Genomic DNA, 15035 nt, shown 5'->3' on the forward strand with positions numbered 1-15035 from the left:
TTGCATGATTTGTCTACGTATCGATCTCGGATGCGGGAATCACCCACCTACCGCTTACACATAAACCGTCACAAGATTACCGGCGGACCACGACAGATCGGATCGCCATGCAGGAAGGGCGCGGGCGGCCGCTACAGCGCGCCGAACCGCTCCCCCGCCGCCTCGCGCATCGCCTGGCCGGCGTCGGCGGGAAGGAACGGCGCCAACGAAGGCAGGTCGTCCAACGAATCCAGCCCCATGTATTCAAGGAACAGCCCCGTCGTCTCCAGGAGTGCGGCGTGCGTCTGGGCGTCGGCGCCGTGCTCCTGCACCAGCCCGCGTATGGTGAGTGAGCGGATGACGCCATCGGAGTTGACACCTCTGATGGAAGCCACTTGGGCACGCGTCACCGGTTGCTTGTACGCGATGATGGCAAGCGCCTCCAGCGCCGCCTGTGACAGTCTGGCGGTCTGCCCGTCCGTGACCAGCGAACGGATGACCGGATCGAACTCCTCACGGCTCACGAACTGCCAGCCGCGGGCGCTCTCGCGCAGGGCGAAACCGCGGGGAGGTACACCATGCTCCGGGTCGCCGTCGTAGCCGCGCTGCAAGGACCGCAGCGCGTCATGTATCCGCCCGGGGTCGCAGTGCACCACGCGCGCCAGGTCGATCTCCTGCCGGGGCCCGTCCGCCACTATGAGCACGGCTTCCAGACAGGCCGGCAGGCCGCCGGGAAAATCCGCCGCCTGCCATGATGTCCGCTGCCCCGGCTTTGCGGCGCGCTGCGGCTGCTGCGGCATCCGGTCGTCCATGTCCCGGTTGCCGGCGGTATCGCCATGGTCCTGCCCGTTCATGCCATATCCTCCTGCGAGGCGAGTTCGACAGTATCACGCCCCGGCATCCATCGTACGTACAACGGTTCGAAAGGCCCGGACTGCCGGTATTGCACCGCCCCCTGCTTGAAGAACACCAGGACGGCGAAAAAGCGCGCTACCACTTCGAGCGTACTGTGGGCATCCTTGCACAGCACGGCGAACGCCATTCCTTCGCCGGCGGGCAGTGCACGCAACCGGTCCCGCACCAGCGCCGACTGCTCGTGCAGATCGACCAACGGCACATGCAGCTGGTGTGTCGCCACATGCTCCAACGGCGCGTTCGTCAATGCCGTGGCGGCAAGGCGCGCAAGTTCTTGCGGCGAAAGCGTCCGGACCAGTTGCGGCAGCATCGCGGTGAACGCCGGATCGGTGATGCCGGGGTGCGGATGGCATGCGTTGCCCTGCATCCGGACACGGAAATCACAGGCCGCCTGTTTGAACGCATGGTATTGTACCAGCCTGGCGAACAGGAGGTCGCGTTCACGCAGCGCTTCCATGCTGCGCTCATCGCGGGCCCCGTTGTCGTCGCTCGGCAGCAGGGCGGCGCTTTTCGCCTCGATGAGCACGGACGCCACGTCCAGGAAAGCACTCGCCTCGTCCATGTTGCGCCCGATGTCGAGCGTGCGCACGTAGGTGAGGAATTCCTCGGTGATCGCCGACAGGGAGACCTCGGTCAGGGCGAGCCGCCTGTTGGCGATCATACCGAGCAGCACGTCGAAGGGGCCGGCGTAGTTGTCAAGATTCACGCAAAAGCCGCCGCCCGGATCGCCGGGCGAGACAGCCCCGCCACCCGCGTTCCCATCCGTTTTCCCGGGTTCCGGCAGTGCCCGCCCTGTCTTGCCGTGCACTGTCGTATTCAGGCGACGACTCCTCTGGCGACCATCTCGCGGGCGACCTCACGGTACTCCTGTGCGGTCTTGTGGTTCGGCGCGTAGATGGTGATCGGCGCGGCGGCGACCGTCGCGTCAGGCAGCTTGATGGACCGTGAGATCACCGTATGGAACACCTTGTCCCCGAACGCCTCGTAGATGCGTTGGAGCACTTCCTCGGAATGCAGGGTGCGGGTGTACATGGTGACCAGGACCCCGTCGACCTCCAGATTCGGGTTGATGCGTGACTGCACCTTCTCGATGGACTGCATGAGCAACGCCACGCCGCGCAGCGCGAAGAACTCGGCGGCGACCGGGATCATGACGCCGTCCGCGGCGGTCAGCGCATTGACCGTGAGCAGGCCGAGCGACGGCTGGCAGTCGATGATGATGAGATCATACTCGTCGCGCACCTTGCGCAGCACGCCGGCGAGGATCTGCTCGCGGCCGACCTCGGTGACCAGCTGCACTTCCGCCGCCGACAGGTCGATATTCGCGGGCATGACATCGAGATTGTCGAAATCCGTATGCTGGATGATGTCATGCGGGTCGATGGAAGGGTCGAACAACGCCGTGTAGATCGTATTCTCCACGGCGTTGGCGTTGATGCCGAGCCCGACGGTTGCGGCGCCTTGCGGGTCGAAGTCGACGATCAACACACGCCGGCCGTATTGGCTGAGCGCTCCGGCGATATTGATGGAGCTGGTGGTCTTGCCGACGCCGCCCTTCTGATTACACATCGCGATAATCCGCGCCGGCCCATGCTCATGGCGTGGTTGTGGCGCAGGAAACGTCTCATACTCTCGTCCCAGTAAATCCGTAGGCATACCGTTCACTGTACCAAGCGGCGTATCCACTTGTACGGCAAGACCGTCAACAAACACGTTCGCCCGGCCAACCCAGTGCCGTGTCACCGCGCCCGCGGATGTGCGGTCAGATATGTCTCGATCAGCGTTTCCGGGGCGATATGCGTATAGATCTGCGTAGTGGTGACCGAGGCGTGGCCGAGCAGTTCCTGCACGGTGCGCACGTCCGCGCCGCCCTGGATCAGGTGGGTGGCGAAGGAGTGCCGCAGGGTGTGCGGGTGCAGCGGTCGGGCCAGATGCGCCCGTTCCCCGGCGATGCGTACGGCATCCCATGCGCTCTGCCTCGACAGGCGCCGGCCGCGACGGTTGAGGAACACCGCACGCAGTTCAGGCTGCCTGGCTTTGTCTGCAAGCACCGGGCGGCCGACTGCCGTGTACCGTTCCAGGGCCTGGCATGCGTAGCTGCCGATCGGCACCAGACGTTGTTTCGACCCTTTGCCGGTCAGTCTGACCAGCCGGTCATCGACATCGATGTCCTCGAAATCCACGCCCACCGCTTCCGAGATGCGGGCGCCCGTGGCGTAGAGGAATTCGAGCAGCGCCTTGTCGCGCAACACCACCGGGTCGTCGCTGCCGCCCATCGCCGCGGCATCCAGCAAGGTGCCGACCTCGTCGATCGTCAGCACGTCCGGCAGGTGGGACCCGCCTTTCGGGGCGCGGACTTTCACGGAAGCATCGTCAGCGACCGCACCACGAGACAAGGCGAACCGGTGGAATTCATGGATACTGGCGAGATGACGCCTACGGCTCGCCACACTCTGGCCTTGACCGGCAAGCGATTCGGCATAGGTCTGCACGTCCTGTGGCCGAATCCTGTCCAGCGAGTGGATGCCGTGATCCTCCAGCCAGGTGATATAGCGCTCAAGATCAGACCGGTAGGCTTCGACGGTCGCATCGGCAAGCCCGCGTTCCACCGCGATATGCCCCATAAACGCCGACAACTGTTCTCGCAGCGCGGACGGCGGTGTCGTCAGTAGGTCCGGTCTGTCGGCCATCCTTCAATCATCTCCTGTACGGATTGCATCTGCTGTGCTGTTGCATATCGTACAGGCACGGCAACACGACCGCGATTGCCTGTTTCATGGACGAAGCGTAGGTCCTCACCACAGACGCGATGCCCAGCCACCGCCGCGTCTGCCGCCGCTCACACACCCCTCGGCGTCGGCAAAAGGTATGGGGGTACACGTTGTTGTTGCCTTCTGCTGTCGGATGCTCGCTGCCGGACAACCATGCCGGTCAACGAGCTGAAATACGGCGATGCCCCGGCTCCTTACGGAAGTCGGGGCATCGCAGCACGTCGAGAACGGTCAGCGGCATTCAGGCTGCCACATGATGTCGCACGGCCGTTATACTCGCGGATGCACTCAGGCGGCGACCGGCGCGTTCACATCAGCCGGCAGCGCAGCCTTGGCGGCGTCGACGATGGTCTTGAAGGCTTCCGGATCGGAAACGGCGAGCTCGGCGAGGGCACGACGGTCGAGTTCGATGCCGGCGAGACGCAGACCCTGGATGAAGCGGTTGTAGGTGATGCCCTCGGCGCGGACAGCGGCGTTGATACGCTGGATCCACAGCTTGCGGAAGTCACCCTTGCGTGCCTTACGGTCACGGTAGTTGTAGGTGAAGGAGTGCAGCAGCTGCTCCTTGGCCTTGCGGTACAGGCGGGAGCGCTGGCCGCGATAGCCGGAAGCCCTCTCGAGAACGACGCGACGCTTCTTGTGGGCGTTGACTGCGCGCTTGACACGTGCCATAGTTATTTCCTCAGCTTTCTATTCGTCTATAAACTCTACGGGCTCCGGTTCAGCGACCGAGCAGACCGCGCATCTTCTTCGCCTGCGACGTGGCCAGCACCTCGTCGGCGGACAGGTGACGGCGCTTCTTGGCCGACTTGTGCTCGAGGTTGTGGCGCATACCGGTGCCGGCGTGCATGAGCTTGCCCGAGCCGGTGACGCGGACGCGCTTGGAAGCGGCGGAATTGGTTTTCATCTTCGGCATTGCTGCCCTCCTTGTGATCATCTATCACATCGTGTTGGATAGCGTGGGCGAATGGGCTCAGCCCATCCGACACATTCGTTTGGCCTACTTGGAAGGCTTGTCTTCCTTCTGTTCGACGGAGGCGACAGCCTCTTTGGCGGCCTGCGCCGCCTTGGCCTTCGACTCCTGCTTGGCTGCGAGACGCGCCGCCTGACGCGCCTGGCGCTCCGCGCGCGACTCGGCGCCACGACGGCGCTGTTCGGACTGCGTATGCACCTTCTTGCCCTTGGGCGCAAGCGTCATGATGATGTTGCGGCCCTCCTGCTTCGGCGCGGATTCCACCGTGCCGTAGTCCTGCACTTCGTCGGCGAGCCTCTCGAGGAGCTCCACGCCTCCGATCGGACGGGACTGCTCGCGACCGCGCAGCATGATGGTGACCTTGACCTTGTCGCCGCCTTCAAGGAAGCGGATGACATGGCCCTTCTTCACCTCGAAGTCGTGGGCGTCGATCTTGAGACGGAAACGGATCTCCTTGATTTCGGCGGTGCTCTGGTTGCGGCGGGCTTCACGAGCCTTGATCTTCTCGTTGTACTTGTACTTGCCGTAATCGATGAGCTTGGCCACCGGAGGCTTCGCGTTCGGTGCCACCTCGACGAGATCAAGGTTCGCTTCCTTCGCCAGGTTCAACGCGACCGTCGTCGCGATAACACCGACCTGCTCGCCGTTCGGGCCGATCAGACGCACCTGGGAGACGCGAATCTCGTCGTTAATGCGTGGTTCGTCGCTAATGATGACTCCAATCCTCATATTTCCTTCAGCGGATGTCCCCAGGATTGTTCGCGGTGAGTTCATGGAAGACCCGTATGCGACGCGGCCAATCGGCCGAATCACCCATTCGCCGCCGCTAGAACGCGCGGCAACGGTCTTGCCTTGAACCCGAAACCACGACAGGTTTCCAGGTGGGGTATCACCCGCTTTCTTGATTTCTCAAGCCGGTGCAATAGCTTAGCACATGGCCTGCCCCGATTGTGCCGCGTGTCGTTTATCCGCCCCGATGCGGCTTGCACGCCCGCCGGACCGCCCGGCACACCCTTATACTGGTGCCCATAGACCAGGAGGGACCGCTATGGAAACCGAGCGACAGCATCCGGAAAGCATCAACGCAGATACGGCGGCGACCACATGCGTCGTATTCGCGGCGGGCACGTATTTCGACGAACGCCCCTCGATCCCGCAAGGGGCGTTCGTCGTCGCGGCGGACGGCGGGCTTGACCACGCGCGCGCCCTGGGCATCCACGCCGACGCGGTCATCGGCGACTTCGACTCCATCAGTGGCCCGGTGCCCGAACAGTCCGGCACCATCCGCCTACCTGAGGAAAAAGACGATCCCGACCTGCTCTCGGCCCTGAAAGTCGGATGGGCCAAGGGTGCGCGGACTTTCCATATATATGGTGCGCTCGGCGGGCGTGTCGACCATTCCATCGCCAACATCCAGATTCTCGCACGTCTGGCGGCGCACGGGGGCATCGGCTACCTGTTCGGCGACGGCACCGTCGTCACCGCGATATCCGACGGCTCGCTCGCCTTTCCCGCCGAAGCGGCCACGCGCGGCGCCGGGCGCATGGTGTCGGTGTTCTCGCACAGCGACCGGTCGATTGACGTTACCGAGCGGGGACTCAAGTATCGGCTCGACCATGCGACCATGCTCAACGACACCGTCCAGGGCGTCAGCAACGAGTTCCTCACCGCCACGCCGGCGCAGATCAGCGTCGGGGCCGGTACGCTCGTCGTCACCTTCCCCGCCGAGGCCGGGCTGCCTCATGTCACGCGCCGACACCCCTTCAGCGGCGACCTGGGGGCATTGAGCACCGCCGTGTCCCATGCGCTTGCGACGCCACGGCAATGACCACGATCGCATGACGGCACGCGGTCATCCGTCCGACCCCGCCTTCAGCCACGGCATACGGGCGTTCCCGAACGACAAACGTTTGCACTCGGGAACGGCCCCAGCATCATCACAGGTGACGCACAACGCAATCACACGATTGTCGCACCTTCGGCATGGCCGTTCCCCTAGCGTTCGTACACCGTGAGCATTACAGTGGACAGCGTTGGTAAACAATGGCCGAGGCGCACGCCCGCTTATGCCCGCGCAAGCCAAAGCCTGATCCCTAAGGGAGATATACATGACAGTAAAGATTGGTATCAACGGCTTCGGCCGTATCGGTCGTCTTGCGTTCCGCCGCATCTTCGAGCTGCAGGCTCGTGGTGGTCAGGCCGGTGACATCGAGGTCGCAGCCATCAACGATCTGACGACCCCGTCCATGCTGGCTTACCTGCTGAAGTACGACAGCACCCACGGCACCTTCCGTCATGACGATGGCACCCCGGTCGAGGTCACCTCCACCGACCACTCCATCATCGTGGACGGCAAGGAATACACCGTGTACGCCGAGAAGGACGCCAACAACATCCCGTGGGTCAAGAACGACGGTGTCGAATACGTGCTCGAGTGCACCGGCTTCTACACCTCCGCCGAGAAGTCCCAGGCGCACATCAACGCCGGCGCCAAGAAGGTCCTGATCTCCGCCCCGGCCAAGGACGAGACCACCCCGACCGTCGTGTTCGGCGTGAACCATGAGATCCTCAAGCCCACCGACACCATCGTGTCCGCCGGTTCCTGCACCACCAACTCCATGGCCGCCATGGTCAAGCTGCTGAACGACAAGTTCGGCATCAAGGCCGGCTTCATGACCACCATCCACGCCTACACCGGCACCCAGATGCTGCTCGACGGCCCGCGCTTCCCGAAGGCCCGCAACAACCGTGCTGCCGCGATCAACACGATCCCGCATTCCACCGGCGCCGCGAAGGCCATCGGCAAGGTCGTCCCGGAGGTCAACGGCAAGCTCCAGGGCCATGCCCAGCGCATCCAGGTCCCGGACGGCTCCGTCACCGAGCTGACCACCGTTCTCGAGAAGGCCGCGACCGTTGACGAGATTAACGAAGCCTTCAAGGAAGCCTTCTCCGACACCGATTACTACGGCTACAACGCCGACGGCATCGTGTCCTCCGACATCATCGGCGACACCCACGGTGGCGTGTTCGATCCGACGCAGACCGACGTCAACACCGTTGACGGCCTGACGCTGGCCCGCACCGTCTCCTGGTACGACAACGAGTACGGCTTCACCTCCAACATGATCCGTACCCTGCTGTACTTCGCCGAGCTCAACAAGTGAGCCCAGCCTAGCGTTCCAGCGCTGAAAGCCCCTCGGAAGCGATTCCGAGGGGCTTTCTTCCATGTGCATTCCATGCGGCATCCGTCAACCGGTAGTGCAAGCATGTGGGGCATGGGCAAGAAGAAGCACAACGACAAGGGCATGGGCTCGACCCCGGCGACCCTGCAATTGGAACGCGCCGGCGTGGAGTTCAAACTGTACGAATACGATCATTCGAACGACCACATGGATGAGGGGTACGGCGTGGAAGCCGCCGAAAAACTCGGCCTCAACCCCAAGCAGGTGTTCAAGACGCTCATGGCGGACACCGGCAAGGAGCGGGTGATCGGCGTCGTCCCGGTCAGCGGCCATATGGATCTGAAGGCGCTGGCCGCGGCGGTCGGCGCGAAGAAAGCGACGATGGCCGACCCGAAAGTCGCGATGCGTGAAAGCGGCTATGTGGTCGGCGGCATCTCCCCGCTCGGCCAACGCACACGGCATAAGACCGTGCTGGACGACAGCGCCCTGCAATTCGATGAAATCCTCGTGTCCGGCGGCAAACGCGGCCTGAGCGTCGGCGTCAATCCGCACGATCTGGTCGCCGTGCTCAACGCGACGACCGCACCGATCGGCACGTGGTGACCAGCGGCGGCACATACCACCGCAGCCTAGCGCACGGCTATGCCTTGCCTATGTCTGCTCTTCCCTCGCGTTTGTGCTCCCCTAACGCTTGCGCAATGCGGCGGGAAGCACGAAATGCATGTTCTCCTTGACTGTTTCGACATACGAGACATCGGTGAATCCCAGCGGCCTCAGCGCCTCGACCACGCCGTCGACCAGCGTGTCAGGCACTGAGGCGCCTGAAGAGACGCCGACCGTGTCGACGCCGTCGAACCATGCGGGATCCATTTCCGAGGCGTCATCCACGCGATGGGCACGCCCCAGCTCCCCCAGCGCCTCCTGCGCGACCTCCATGAGCCGCACCGAATTCGACGAGTTCGCCGACCCGACGATCACCACGCATTGCGCCCGTTCGGCAACCGTTTTCACCGCGGTCTGCCGGTTCTGCGTCGCATAGCAGATATCGGAGCTTGGCGGCTCCTCGATCCAATCGAACCGCTTCTTGAGCGCCGCCACCACACCGGCGGTCTCATCCACGCTGAGCGTGGTCTGGGTGAGCAGTACCAGTTTCTGCCCCGGCTGGAAATCAAGGTCTGCAACATCGTCCTCATGCTCGATCAGATGGACATGCTCCGGCGATTCCCCTACGACGCCGACCGCCTCATCATGCCCACGATGGCCGATATAGACGATTTCGTAGCCCTCACGGACGAATCGCAGCACTTCACGGTGAACCTTGCTCACCAGCGGACAGGTCGCGTCGACGATGAACATGCCGCGTCGTTTGGCCTCTTCCTGCACCTGCGGCGACACGCCATGCGCCGAGAACACCACCGGCACGCCCGCGGCGACCGCCTCATCGGGAATTTCCGAAAGCTCCTCGACAAACACCGCTCCCTGGGAAGCGAGATCCTCGACCACATGACGATTGTGCACGATCTGCCGGCGCACATAGACCGGCGGAAGCCCGTTGTGTGCATGTGCGGTCTTCACGATGGTCTGCACGGTGGCGATCGCACGGTCCACACCGGCGCAGAATCCCCTCGGATCAGCCAGAATAATATGCTTGCCGTCGCCGCCCATACCGCTCCCATCTGTGTCTCAACGCATTTGCACGCCCCGTTCGGGGCACCATTCATCGTAAGTGCCGGCTGTCATCGACGACACGGTTTCAGTGAGCCTCACGCAGTTCGTGCACAACACGCCGCATACGACTTACCGCCTGTGGCACGACATGAATCGCAGACTCCCCTATGCGCCCATCGCGATAGCATGGAGCCAACGCATCGCGCCGATGCGAACGCAAGACCGTACCGGTGCACAGGATATCGAAGAGGAGTAGGGCATGTTCCCACCACGGACTGGACAGCAGTATCATCTCGTATTCGGCAGATATGCGGCGACCGTCACCGAGCAGGGTGCCGCATTGCGCAGCCTCACGCTCGACGGTAAGGATATCATCGTCCCGTTCGGCGAGGACGACATCCCCAACTGTTGCCGCGGCCAGTTGCTTATCCCCTTCCCCAATCGCATCGAAGACGGCGAATACGAGTTCGAAGGCACACAGTATGTGCTGCCAATCGACGAGCATGAACGCCATAACGCAATCCACGGGTACGGCTACCGCGCGTATTGGACACGGCTTGCGCGCACGGACAACAGCGTCAGCCTGCAATGGCGTGCGCCTGCATTGGAAGGCTACCCGTTCGACGTGGTCGTCACCGCAGATTACCGGCTTGACGAACACGGCCTGTCCCTGACGCTCAGCGCCTTGAACAACGGCTCGACCGATGCGCCGTGGGCTGCGGCAATGCACCCTTGGCTGGCCAACGGGCGGCACAGCACCGGAGATGCAATCGAGCAGGACAATGCCGAGTGCCGTCTGCGCGTGCAGGCAGACACGCACGTCATCGCCGATGACCGGCTGTTGCCGCGCGGCACGGAATCCGTGGACGGCACCATCTACGATTTGCGCGACAACCCGACCTTGGAAGGGCGGCCCTTCGACGACGCCTGGACCGACTTGCATCATGATGATGACGGCAATGCATCCGCCGTGTTCACCCGCCCGGACGGCATGACCATCACCGTCAGCGGCGGCCCGACCATCACGTCGTTCCAAGTGTGCACGGGAACCGGCTTCCCCGAGGCCATCCGGCCGCAAGGCGTCGCCGTGGAGCCGCAGACCGCGTATGCGAACGCATTCCGCAGCGGAAAAGACCTCATCGTCATCAAGCCGGGAGACACGAGCGTCACCAACATCCGCATCTCGGCCGAGCAACGCTGAACCTCGGCTGGACGACGCCGACGTGGAACCGTCGATTTGTAAACGTCCCGCCGATGTGCGATAATCCCGTAGGCTTACCAATCTTTAGCAAAGGAGTCCATTATGGGTATGCGTGGACGCAAGCGCAAGGCACGTCGCAAAAAAGCCGCCAATCACGGCAAAAGGCCAAATGCCTGAGTTGCGCTGACGGATGTCGCGACACGCCGATTGCACGGTAGCGGCATCCGCGACATCGCATCGCAGCACCAGCTGCATGAACCCTGTGGGTGATGACGTGAATCATCACCCACAGGGTTTTTCTTTGCCGGACGACGTTGCACATACGGGATTACCGGGTTATCGGCCAACATGCGTTCAACATCCCCAAGCACCCGACAATGTGTAGAGTAAATGACCTTCTGCCGACGCTCAGCACACCGTCAGCGTCGGCAGAAACAGGACCACAACCCGATGCCGACGCCAACACGGCTCCCAGTGTTGGCAGAAGAAACGAACCGACAAGGCGAACAGTCGGCGACGGCTGTTCAGTGCGCGTCAGGATATGTGGGGAATGTCCAGCCTTCCGGGACGGACAGGTCGGTGATTGTCACGATCTCAGTGCCTGGTACGTGTACCCGGCGAACCACCATCGTGCCACTTGCCGCACGTGGGACATCCACGTCGCGCGCATTGCTGTCGATTCCGCCGCGGCCACGCTCTTCCTCACGACAGCAGGCATCGAGCGTGCGATGCAGACGCTCGAACAGGCATTCAGGAGCCGCCTGCGGGCGTAGGTAGGCGCGCATCATCGCGATGAGCGCACGCTCCTGGGCGTCGCAACAGGACTCCGGATTGAAGCAGTCATGATCATCATGCGAAACCGCGCGGGCATCGTCCGGCGAGACATCCTGCCCGTTGGCGGATTCCACGCGCGTGATATGCACGTCGGTGCGGGTCACGCCTTCACGGGTATGCCGGGTGATGGAGATATGGCTATGATGCTCGTACTGGTCCATGCCGACTCCTTCCACGCGACACCGGCGACTGCTTCTCTCACACATGTCGTTTCTCATTATGGCCCGACACCGCAGCTTCGGTATGCCGATGACGCGGTGAATTCGCAACAGGCGAAGAGGACATGTCCTTCCTGGCGCCGCGTGCATCCCCACCGCCTGCGCGAGTGGCTCGATCGCCGTACCCTCGTTCCTTCGCGTAGGCGGCGAGCTCCTGCTTGAGCTGGGTGCGCGCGCGGTTGAGCCGGCTCATGACCGTGCCGATCTTGACGCCCTGCTCGTCCGCCACCTGCTGGTAGGACTTGCCGTCGATCGCGGCGTCGATGAACACCTGCCGGCGTTCGGGGCTCAGCTTGTCGAGCGCCGCCATGATCTCCTCGGGGGCATACGCGTTGAGATACTGCTGTTCCGCGGATTCCAGGCCTTGGGACGTGTGTTCGGACGCCGAATAGATGTCCCAGTCGTCGTATTCCCCGGTGGAATCGTTCGCGCGCTGCGGGCGCCGCTTCGCCTTGGCATACTGGTTGAAATACGAGTTGCGCTCGATCGTGGTCATCCACGCTTCGAAATTGCTGCCCGGTTTGAAGCTGTCGAACGCCTTGAACCCCCGTTCGAAGGTGTCCTGGACCAGATCCTGCGCATCGTCGGGATTATTGGTCAGTTTCATTGCCTGCCGGTACAGCGTGTTCACCGCGGGCATGGCGAGCTTTTCGAAGCGCTTGCGCTTCTCTTCCGTTGATTCGTTCAGCTCGTTGCTCACCCCACTATTCTATGACGCGCCGCACACGGTGTTTCGCAATTGCGGCGACGGCGAGCCGCAGAACATTCCCGACGGTGATTGTCTGTTTCACAGCGCACAATACTCCCTATGACCATGACTTATGATGCACTGATTGCGGCGTTGGCGGAAGCGCCACAGCAAAGCGATGACACGCAGCTCGGCTCGTCGTGGCTGCTCGGTTTCGACACCGAGACCACCGGGGTCTATGCGGGGCGTGACGCGATCGTGTCCGCGACCCTGGTGCTGCGCGACCCGCAGCAGGGCCATGCGGGCGACGCGGAAGCCGAGTGGGTGATCAACCCGCATAGGAAGATGAACCCGAAAGCGAGCGCGGTCAACGGGTTCACCGACGCATATCTCGCGGAGCATGGCATGGAGCCGACCGATGCGATCGACCAGATTGCGCGGGCAATCGCGGCGGCGCAGGACAAGAACATCCCGCTGCTGGCCTATAACGCCCCTTTTGATGTCCATATGCTCGAAGGCGACCTGGATCGTTGGAAACTGCCCCAAGTCGGCGAACGGACGGATCAGGCGTCGGCGTCATCCGGCCTGCTGGTCGTCGACCCGCTGGTCATCGACCGGGCGGTGTCCAAGCGCCGCGGCAAGCGCACGCTGACGCTGACCACGGAATATTACGGCGTCGTCCCCACCGGCGATTTCCACAACGCCACCGCCGATACGGTCGCCGCGGTGGACCTCATCAAACCGATGAGTACGCTGTATCCGCAAGTGGGGCATCTGACCATGGGCGAGCTCATGGATTGGCAACGCCAGGCGCATGACACGTGGCAGACATCATTCAACCAGTGGCTGGAAAGCCGCGGGCGCGCACCGCTGCACGACCAGTGGCTGTGATCGCCGCAGACAAGCATCGCGGAACACCCGGCACGCGCCTGCACGGAACCGACACAGCGTACCGTCTACAATGAGGGCGGCAGACGGGGAACGACAAGAAAGGCTCGCTCATGGCTTTGACTCTGGCTTCGGCCGCACAACTGCTGCAACAGCATCATCTGCTGCACGAGATCATCCGCGGCGACCGCTGGACCTTGGATGCCAACGAATTCGAGGGTTCTGACACCCCGTTCTCCGCGGTCACCTATGACACGCGCAAGGTGGATGACGGCACGCTGCTGTTCTGCAAGGGCGCGTTCCGTCCGGAGTATCTTGACGGCATCGATGCGCGCGGGCTGGCGGCATACGTGTCCGAGACCGAGTTCCACGACCGCACCGCGGCTCCGGGTCTGATCGTCTCGGATGTGCGAAAGGCGATGAGCCTGCTGTCCGCGGAATTTTACGGCCGTCCGCAGGAGCAGCTGACCGTGGTCGGCATCACCGGCACCAAGGGCAAGACCACGACCGCGTATTTCACCCAAGCCGTGTTGAACGCCATCAGCGGCGGCAAGGCGGCACTGTTCTCGTCGGTCGACAACTGCGTGGACGGCCACACGTACGTGGAATCCGATCTGACCACGCCGGAATCGCTGGACGCCTTCCGCATGATGGGCGAGGCCGTGGGGCACGGCATGCGCTATCTGGTCATGGAGGTCTCCTCGCAGGCGTACAAGGTCGACCGCGTCTACGGGCTGACCTTCGATGTGGGCGTGTTCCTGAACATCTCCCCCGACCATATCAGCCCCATCGAGCACCCGAGTTTCGAGGATTACCTGTGGTGCAAGCGGCAGATTGTTGACAACTGCCGTACCCTCGTGCTCGGCGCGGACGCGGACCATGCCGACCTGATCAGGCAGCATGCGGAACGCGAGAAGCGGAAGGTGGTCACGTTCGCGCTCCACGACGAGGACAAGCACACCACGCCCGCTGATGTCGTGGCAAGCCCGGCGGACCCTGCCCACATGCAATACCGAATCGAGGCGGACGGCACCGATCTGGGCCTGTTCTCGCTGGCGATCGACGGCGATTTCAACTATGCGAACGCCGCCGCCGCGCTGGCGATCGTCCACACGCTGGGGCTTGACACATCGTCTGCCGCCCTGCATGCCATGGAGCAGGTGACCATCGCCGGCAGGATGGAACGCTTCGAAGACCCGTCGACGCATACCGTCGCCATCGTCGACTATGCGCATAACGGGGTTTCCGTGACGGCGCTCCTCGATTATGTCGAGGAACGGTTCGGCAAACGTCATCCGTATATCACCCTGATCACCGGTTCCGCGGGCGACAAGGCGTACGACCGCCGCGAGGAGATCGTCGAAGCGGCCCAGCACCGCATCAACCGGTTCATCTTCACCGAGGAGGACACCAACACGGAGTCCACGGAGGATATCTGCAAGCAGATGGCGGGGTACGTCACCGACCCGCAGGTCTTGTCCGGCATCATCCTCGACCGCGCACAGGCCATTGAAAACGCCGCAGCAGCCGCCAAAAGCCATGCGGAGCGTCTCGACGTCATCCTCGCCATCGGCAAGGGCAATGAACGCTGGATCAAACGACTGAACCGGCATACCCCGTATGAAGGCGATGACGCGGTGCTCGCCCGCGTGCTGGGATGATCGAAGCCCCGCCGAACAGCAGCATGCCGTATACTACGGCGATGACACGAACCGAGG

The 15035-nt window shown here is 62.9% G+C and carries 16 protein-coding genes and 1 pseudogene; 7 read left to right on the forward strand and 10 right to left on the reverse strand.

The features are described 5' to 3' along the window. Positions 1–131 precede the first annotated feature (131 nt). The 7 genes from scpB to infC form a co-directional block, all read right to left on the reverse strand. Positions 132–779 carry an SMC-Scp complex subunit ScpB gene (gene scpB, locus WD012_RS05420; RefSeq protein WP_339562790.1) on the reverse strand — a complete coding sequence of 216 codons (648 nt, stop codon included), beginning with the start codon at positions 777–779 and terminating at the stop codon, positions 132–134. 50 nt (positions 780–829) lie between these two features. Further along, positions 830–1555, reverse strand: a complete 726-nt coding sequence (locus WD012_RS05425; protein WP_422614369.1) for a segregation and condensation protein A — start codon at positions 1553–1555, stop codon at positions 830–832. A gap of 155 nt (positions 1556–1710) precedes the next feature. Further along, positions 1711–2550: a ParA family protein gene (locus WD012_RS05430; RefSeq protein ID WP_339562756.1), complete on the reverse strand. Its 840-nt coding sequence runs from the start codon at positions 2548–2550 to the stop codon at positions 1711–1713. Positions 2551–2633: 83 nt separating this feature from the next. Continuing rightward, positions 2634–3563: a site-specific tyrosine recombinase XerD gene (xerD, locus tag WD012_RS05435; RefSeq protein ID WP_422614370.1), complete on the reverse strand. Its 930-nt coding sequence runs from the start codon at positions 3561–3563 to the stop codon at positions 2634–2636. A gap of 390 nt (positions 3564–3953) precedes the next feature. Then, positions 3954–4337, reverse strand: a complete 384-nt coding sequence (gene rplT, locus WD012_RS05440; RefSeq protein ID WP_339562758.1) for a 50S ribosomal protein L20 — start codon at positions 4335–4337, stop codon at positions 3954–3956. A 49-nt stretch (positions 4338–4386) separates the two neighbouring features. Further along, positions 4387–4581, reverse strand: a complete 195-nt coding sequence (rpmI, locus tag WD012_RS05445; RefSeq protein WP_015450200.1) for a 50S ribosomal protein L35 — start codon at positions 4579–4581, stop codon at positions 4387–4389. 84 nt (positions 4582–4665) lie between these two features. Then, positions 4666–5367 (reverse strand): translation initiation factor IF-3, encoded by a 702-nt coding sequence (gene infC, locus WD012_RS05450; protein WP_339562759.1) that lies wholly within the window; start codon positions 5365–5367, stop codon positions 4666–4668. 319 nt (positions 5368–5686) lie between these two features. On the opposite strand from infC, the gene WD012_RS05455 reads away from it, so the two are divergent. The 3 genes from WD012_RS05455 (at position 5687) to ybaK (ending at position 8423) form a co-directional block, all read left to right on the forward strand. Further along, the gene (locus tag WD012_RS05455) at positions 5687–6466 is read left to right on the forward strand and encodes a thiamine diphosphokinase (RefSeq protein ID WP_339562760.1); all 780 of its coding nucleotides are present in this window, start codon (positions 5687–5689) and stop codon (positions 6464–6466) included. A gap of 280 nt (positions 6467–6746) precedes the next feature. Next, entirely contained in the window at positions 6747–7802 is a 1056-nt protein-coding gene (gene gap, locus WD012_RS05460; protein WP_044092200.1) for a type I glyceraldehyde-3-phosphate dehydrogenase, read from the forward strand. A 111-nt stretch (positions 7803–7913) separates the two neighbouring features. Next, on the forward strand, positions 7914–8423 hold the full coding sequence (ybaK, locus tag WD012_RS05465; protein ID WP_168983884.1) for a Cys-tRNA(Pro) deacylase: 510 nt from the start codon (positions 7914–7916) through the stop codon (positions 8421–8423). A gap of 81 nt (positions 8424–8504) precedes the next feature. On the opposite strand, the gene WD012_RS05470 is transcribed toward ybaK, so the two are convergent. Next, positions 8505–9485 (reverse strand): 4-hydroxy-3-methylbut-2-enyl diphosphate reductase, encoded by a 981-nt coding sequence (locus WD012_RS05470; protein ID WP_339562761.1) that lies wholly within the window; start codon positions 9483–9485, stop codon positions 8505–8507. A 262-nt stretch (positions 9486–9747) separates the two neighbouring features. Here WD012_RS05470 and WD012_RS05475 point away from each other — a divergent pair, with 262 nt between their 5' ends. Together WD012_RS05475 and WD012_RS08475 are read left to right on the forward strand one after the other, a co-directional pair. Then, positions 9748–10689: an aldose 1-epimerase family protein gene (locus WD012_RS05475; protein ID WP_339562762.1), complete on the forward strand. Its 942-nt coding sequence runs from the start codon at positions 9748–9750 to the stop codon at positions 10687–10689. 102 nt (positions 10690–10791) lie between these two features. Next, a complete protein-coding gene (locus WD012_RS08475) occupies positions 10792–10866 on the forward strand; it encodes a 50S ribosomal protein bL37 (protein ID WP_369803150.1) in 75 nt (24 codons plus the stop codon). A 518-nt stretch (positions 10867–11384) separates the two neighbouring features. On the opposite strand, the pseudogene WD012_RS05480 reads toward WD012_RS08475, so the two are convergent. Both WD012_RS05480 and WD012_RS05485 read right to left on the reverse strand, forming a co-directional pair. Continuing rightward, a pseudogene (locus tag WD012_RS05480) lies at positions 11385–11684 on the reverse strand (hypothetical protein); the annotation flags it as partial. A 37-nt stretch (positions 11685–11721) separates the two neighbouring features. Then, positions 11722–12381 carry a sigma-70 family RNA polymerase sigma factor gene (locus WD012_RS05485; RefSeq protein ID WP_339562791.1) on the reverse strand — a complete coding sequence of 220 codons (660 nt, stop codon included), beginning with the start codon at positions 12379–12381 and terminating at the stop codon, positions 11722–11724. Positions 12382–12549: 168 nt separating this feature from the next. On the opposite strand from WD012_RS05485, the gene WD012_RS05490 reads away from it, so the two are divergent. Together WD012_RS05490 and WD012_RS05495 are read left to right on the forward strand one after the other, a co-directional pair. After that, on the forward strand, positions 12550–13320 hold the full coding sequence (locus WD012_RS05490) for an exonuclease domain-containing protein (protein WP_339562763.1): 771 nt from the start codon (positions 12550–12552) through the stop codon (positions 13318–13320). 110 nt (positions 13321–13430) lie between these two features. After that, positions 13431–14978 carry a UDP-N-acetylmuramoyl-L-alanyl-D-glutamate--2,6-diaminopimelate ligase gene (locus WD012_RS05495; protein ID WP_339562764.1) on the forward strand — a complete coding sequence of 516 codons (1548 nt, stop codon included), beginning with the start codon at positions 13431–13433 and terminating at the stop codon, positions 14976–14978. The last annotated feature ends 57 nt before the right edge of the window (positions 14979–15035 follow it).

Source organism: Bifidobacterium thermophilum (genome assembly GCF_037482445.1).
In the GTDB taxonomy this organism is placed as follows: Bacteria; Actinomycetota; Actinomycetes; order Actinomycetales; family Bifidobacteriaceae; genus Bifidobacterium; species Bifidobacterium thermophilum_B.

Coding starts and splice junctions, on each gene's coding strand:
- scpB (WP_339562790.1), bottom strand. CDS start 779: ATGCCGCAGCAGCCGCAGCGCGCCGCAAAGCCGGGGCAGCGGACATCA.
- WD012_RS05425 (WP_422614369.1), bottom strand. CDS start 1,555: ATGATCGCCAACAGGCGGCTCGCCCTGACCGAGGTCTCCCTGTCGGCG.
- WD012_RS05430 (WP_339562756.1), bottom strand. CDS start 2,550: ATGCCTACGGATTTACTGGGACGAGAGTATGAGACGTTTCCTGCGCCA.
- rplT (WP_339562758.1), bottom strand. CDS start 4,337: ATGGCACGTGTCAAGCGCGCAGTCAACGCCCACAAGAAGCGTCGCGTC.
- rpmI (WP_015450200.1), bottom strand. CDS start 4,581: ATGCCGAAGATGAAAACCAATTCCGCCGCTTCCAAGCGCGTCCGCGTC.
- infC (WP_339562759.1), bottom strand. CDS start 5,367: ATGAGGATTGGAGTCATCATTAGCGACGAACCACGCATTAACGACGAG.
- WD012_RS05455 (WP_339562760.1), top strand. CDS start 5,687: ATGGAAACCGAGCGACAGCATCCGGAAAGCATCAACGCAGATACGGCG.
- gap (WP_044092200.1), top strand. CDS start 6,747: ATGACAGTAAAGATTGGTATCAACGGCTTCGGCCGTATCGGTCGTCTT.
- ybaK (WP_168983884.1), top strand. CDS start 7,914: ATGGGCAAGAAGAAGCACAACGACAAGGGCATGGGCTCGACCCCGGCG.
- WD012_RS05470 (WP_339562761.1), bottom strand. CDS start 9,485: ATGGGCGGCGACGGCAAGCATATTATTCTGGCTGATCCGAGGGGATTC.
- WD012_RS05475 (WP_339562762.1), top strand. CDS start 9,748: ATGTTCCCACCACGGACTGGACAGCAGTATCATCTCGTATTCGGCAGA.
- WD012_RS05485 (WP_339562791.1), bottom strand. CDS start 12,381: ATGCCCGCGGTGAACACGCTGTACCGGCAGGCAATGAAACTGACCAAT.
- WD012_RS05490 (WP_339562763.1), top strand. CDS start 12,550: ATGACCATGACTTATGATGCACTGATTGCGGCGTTGGCGGAAGCGCCA.
- WD012_RS05495 (WP_339562764.1), top strand. CDS start 13,431: ATGGCTTTGACTCTGGCTTCGGCCGCACAACTGCTGCAACAGCATCAT.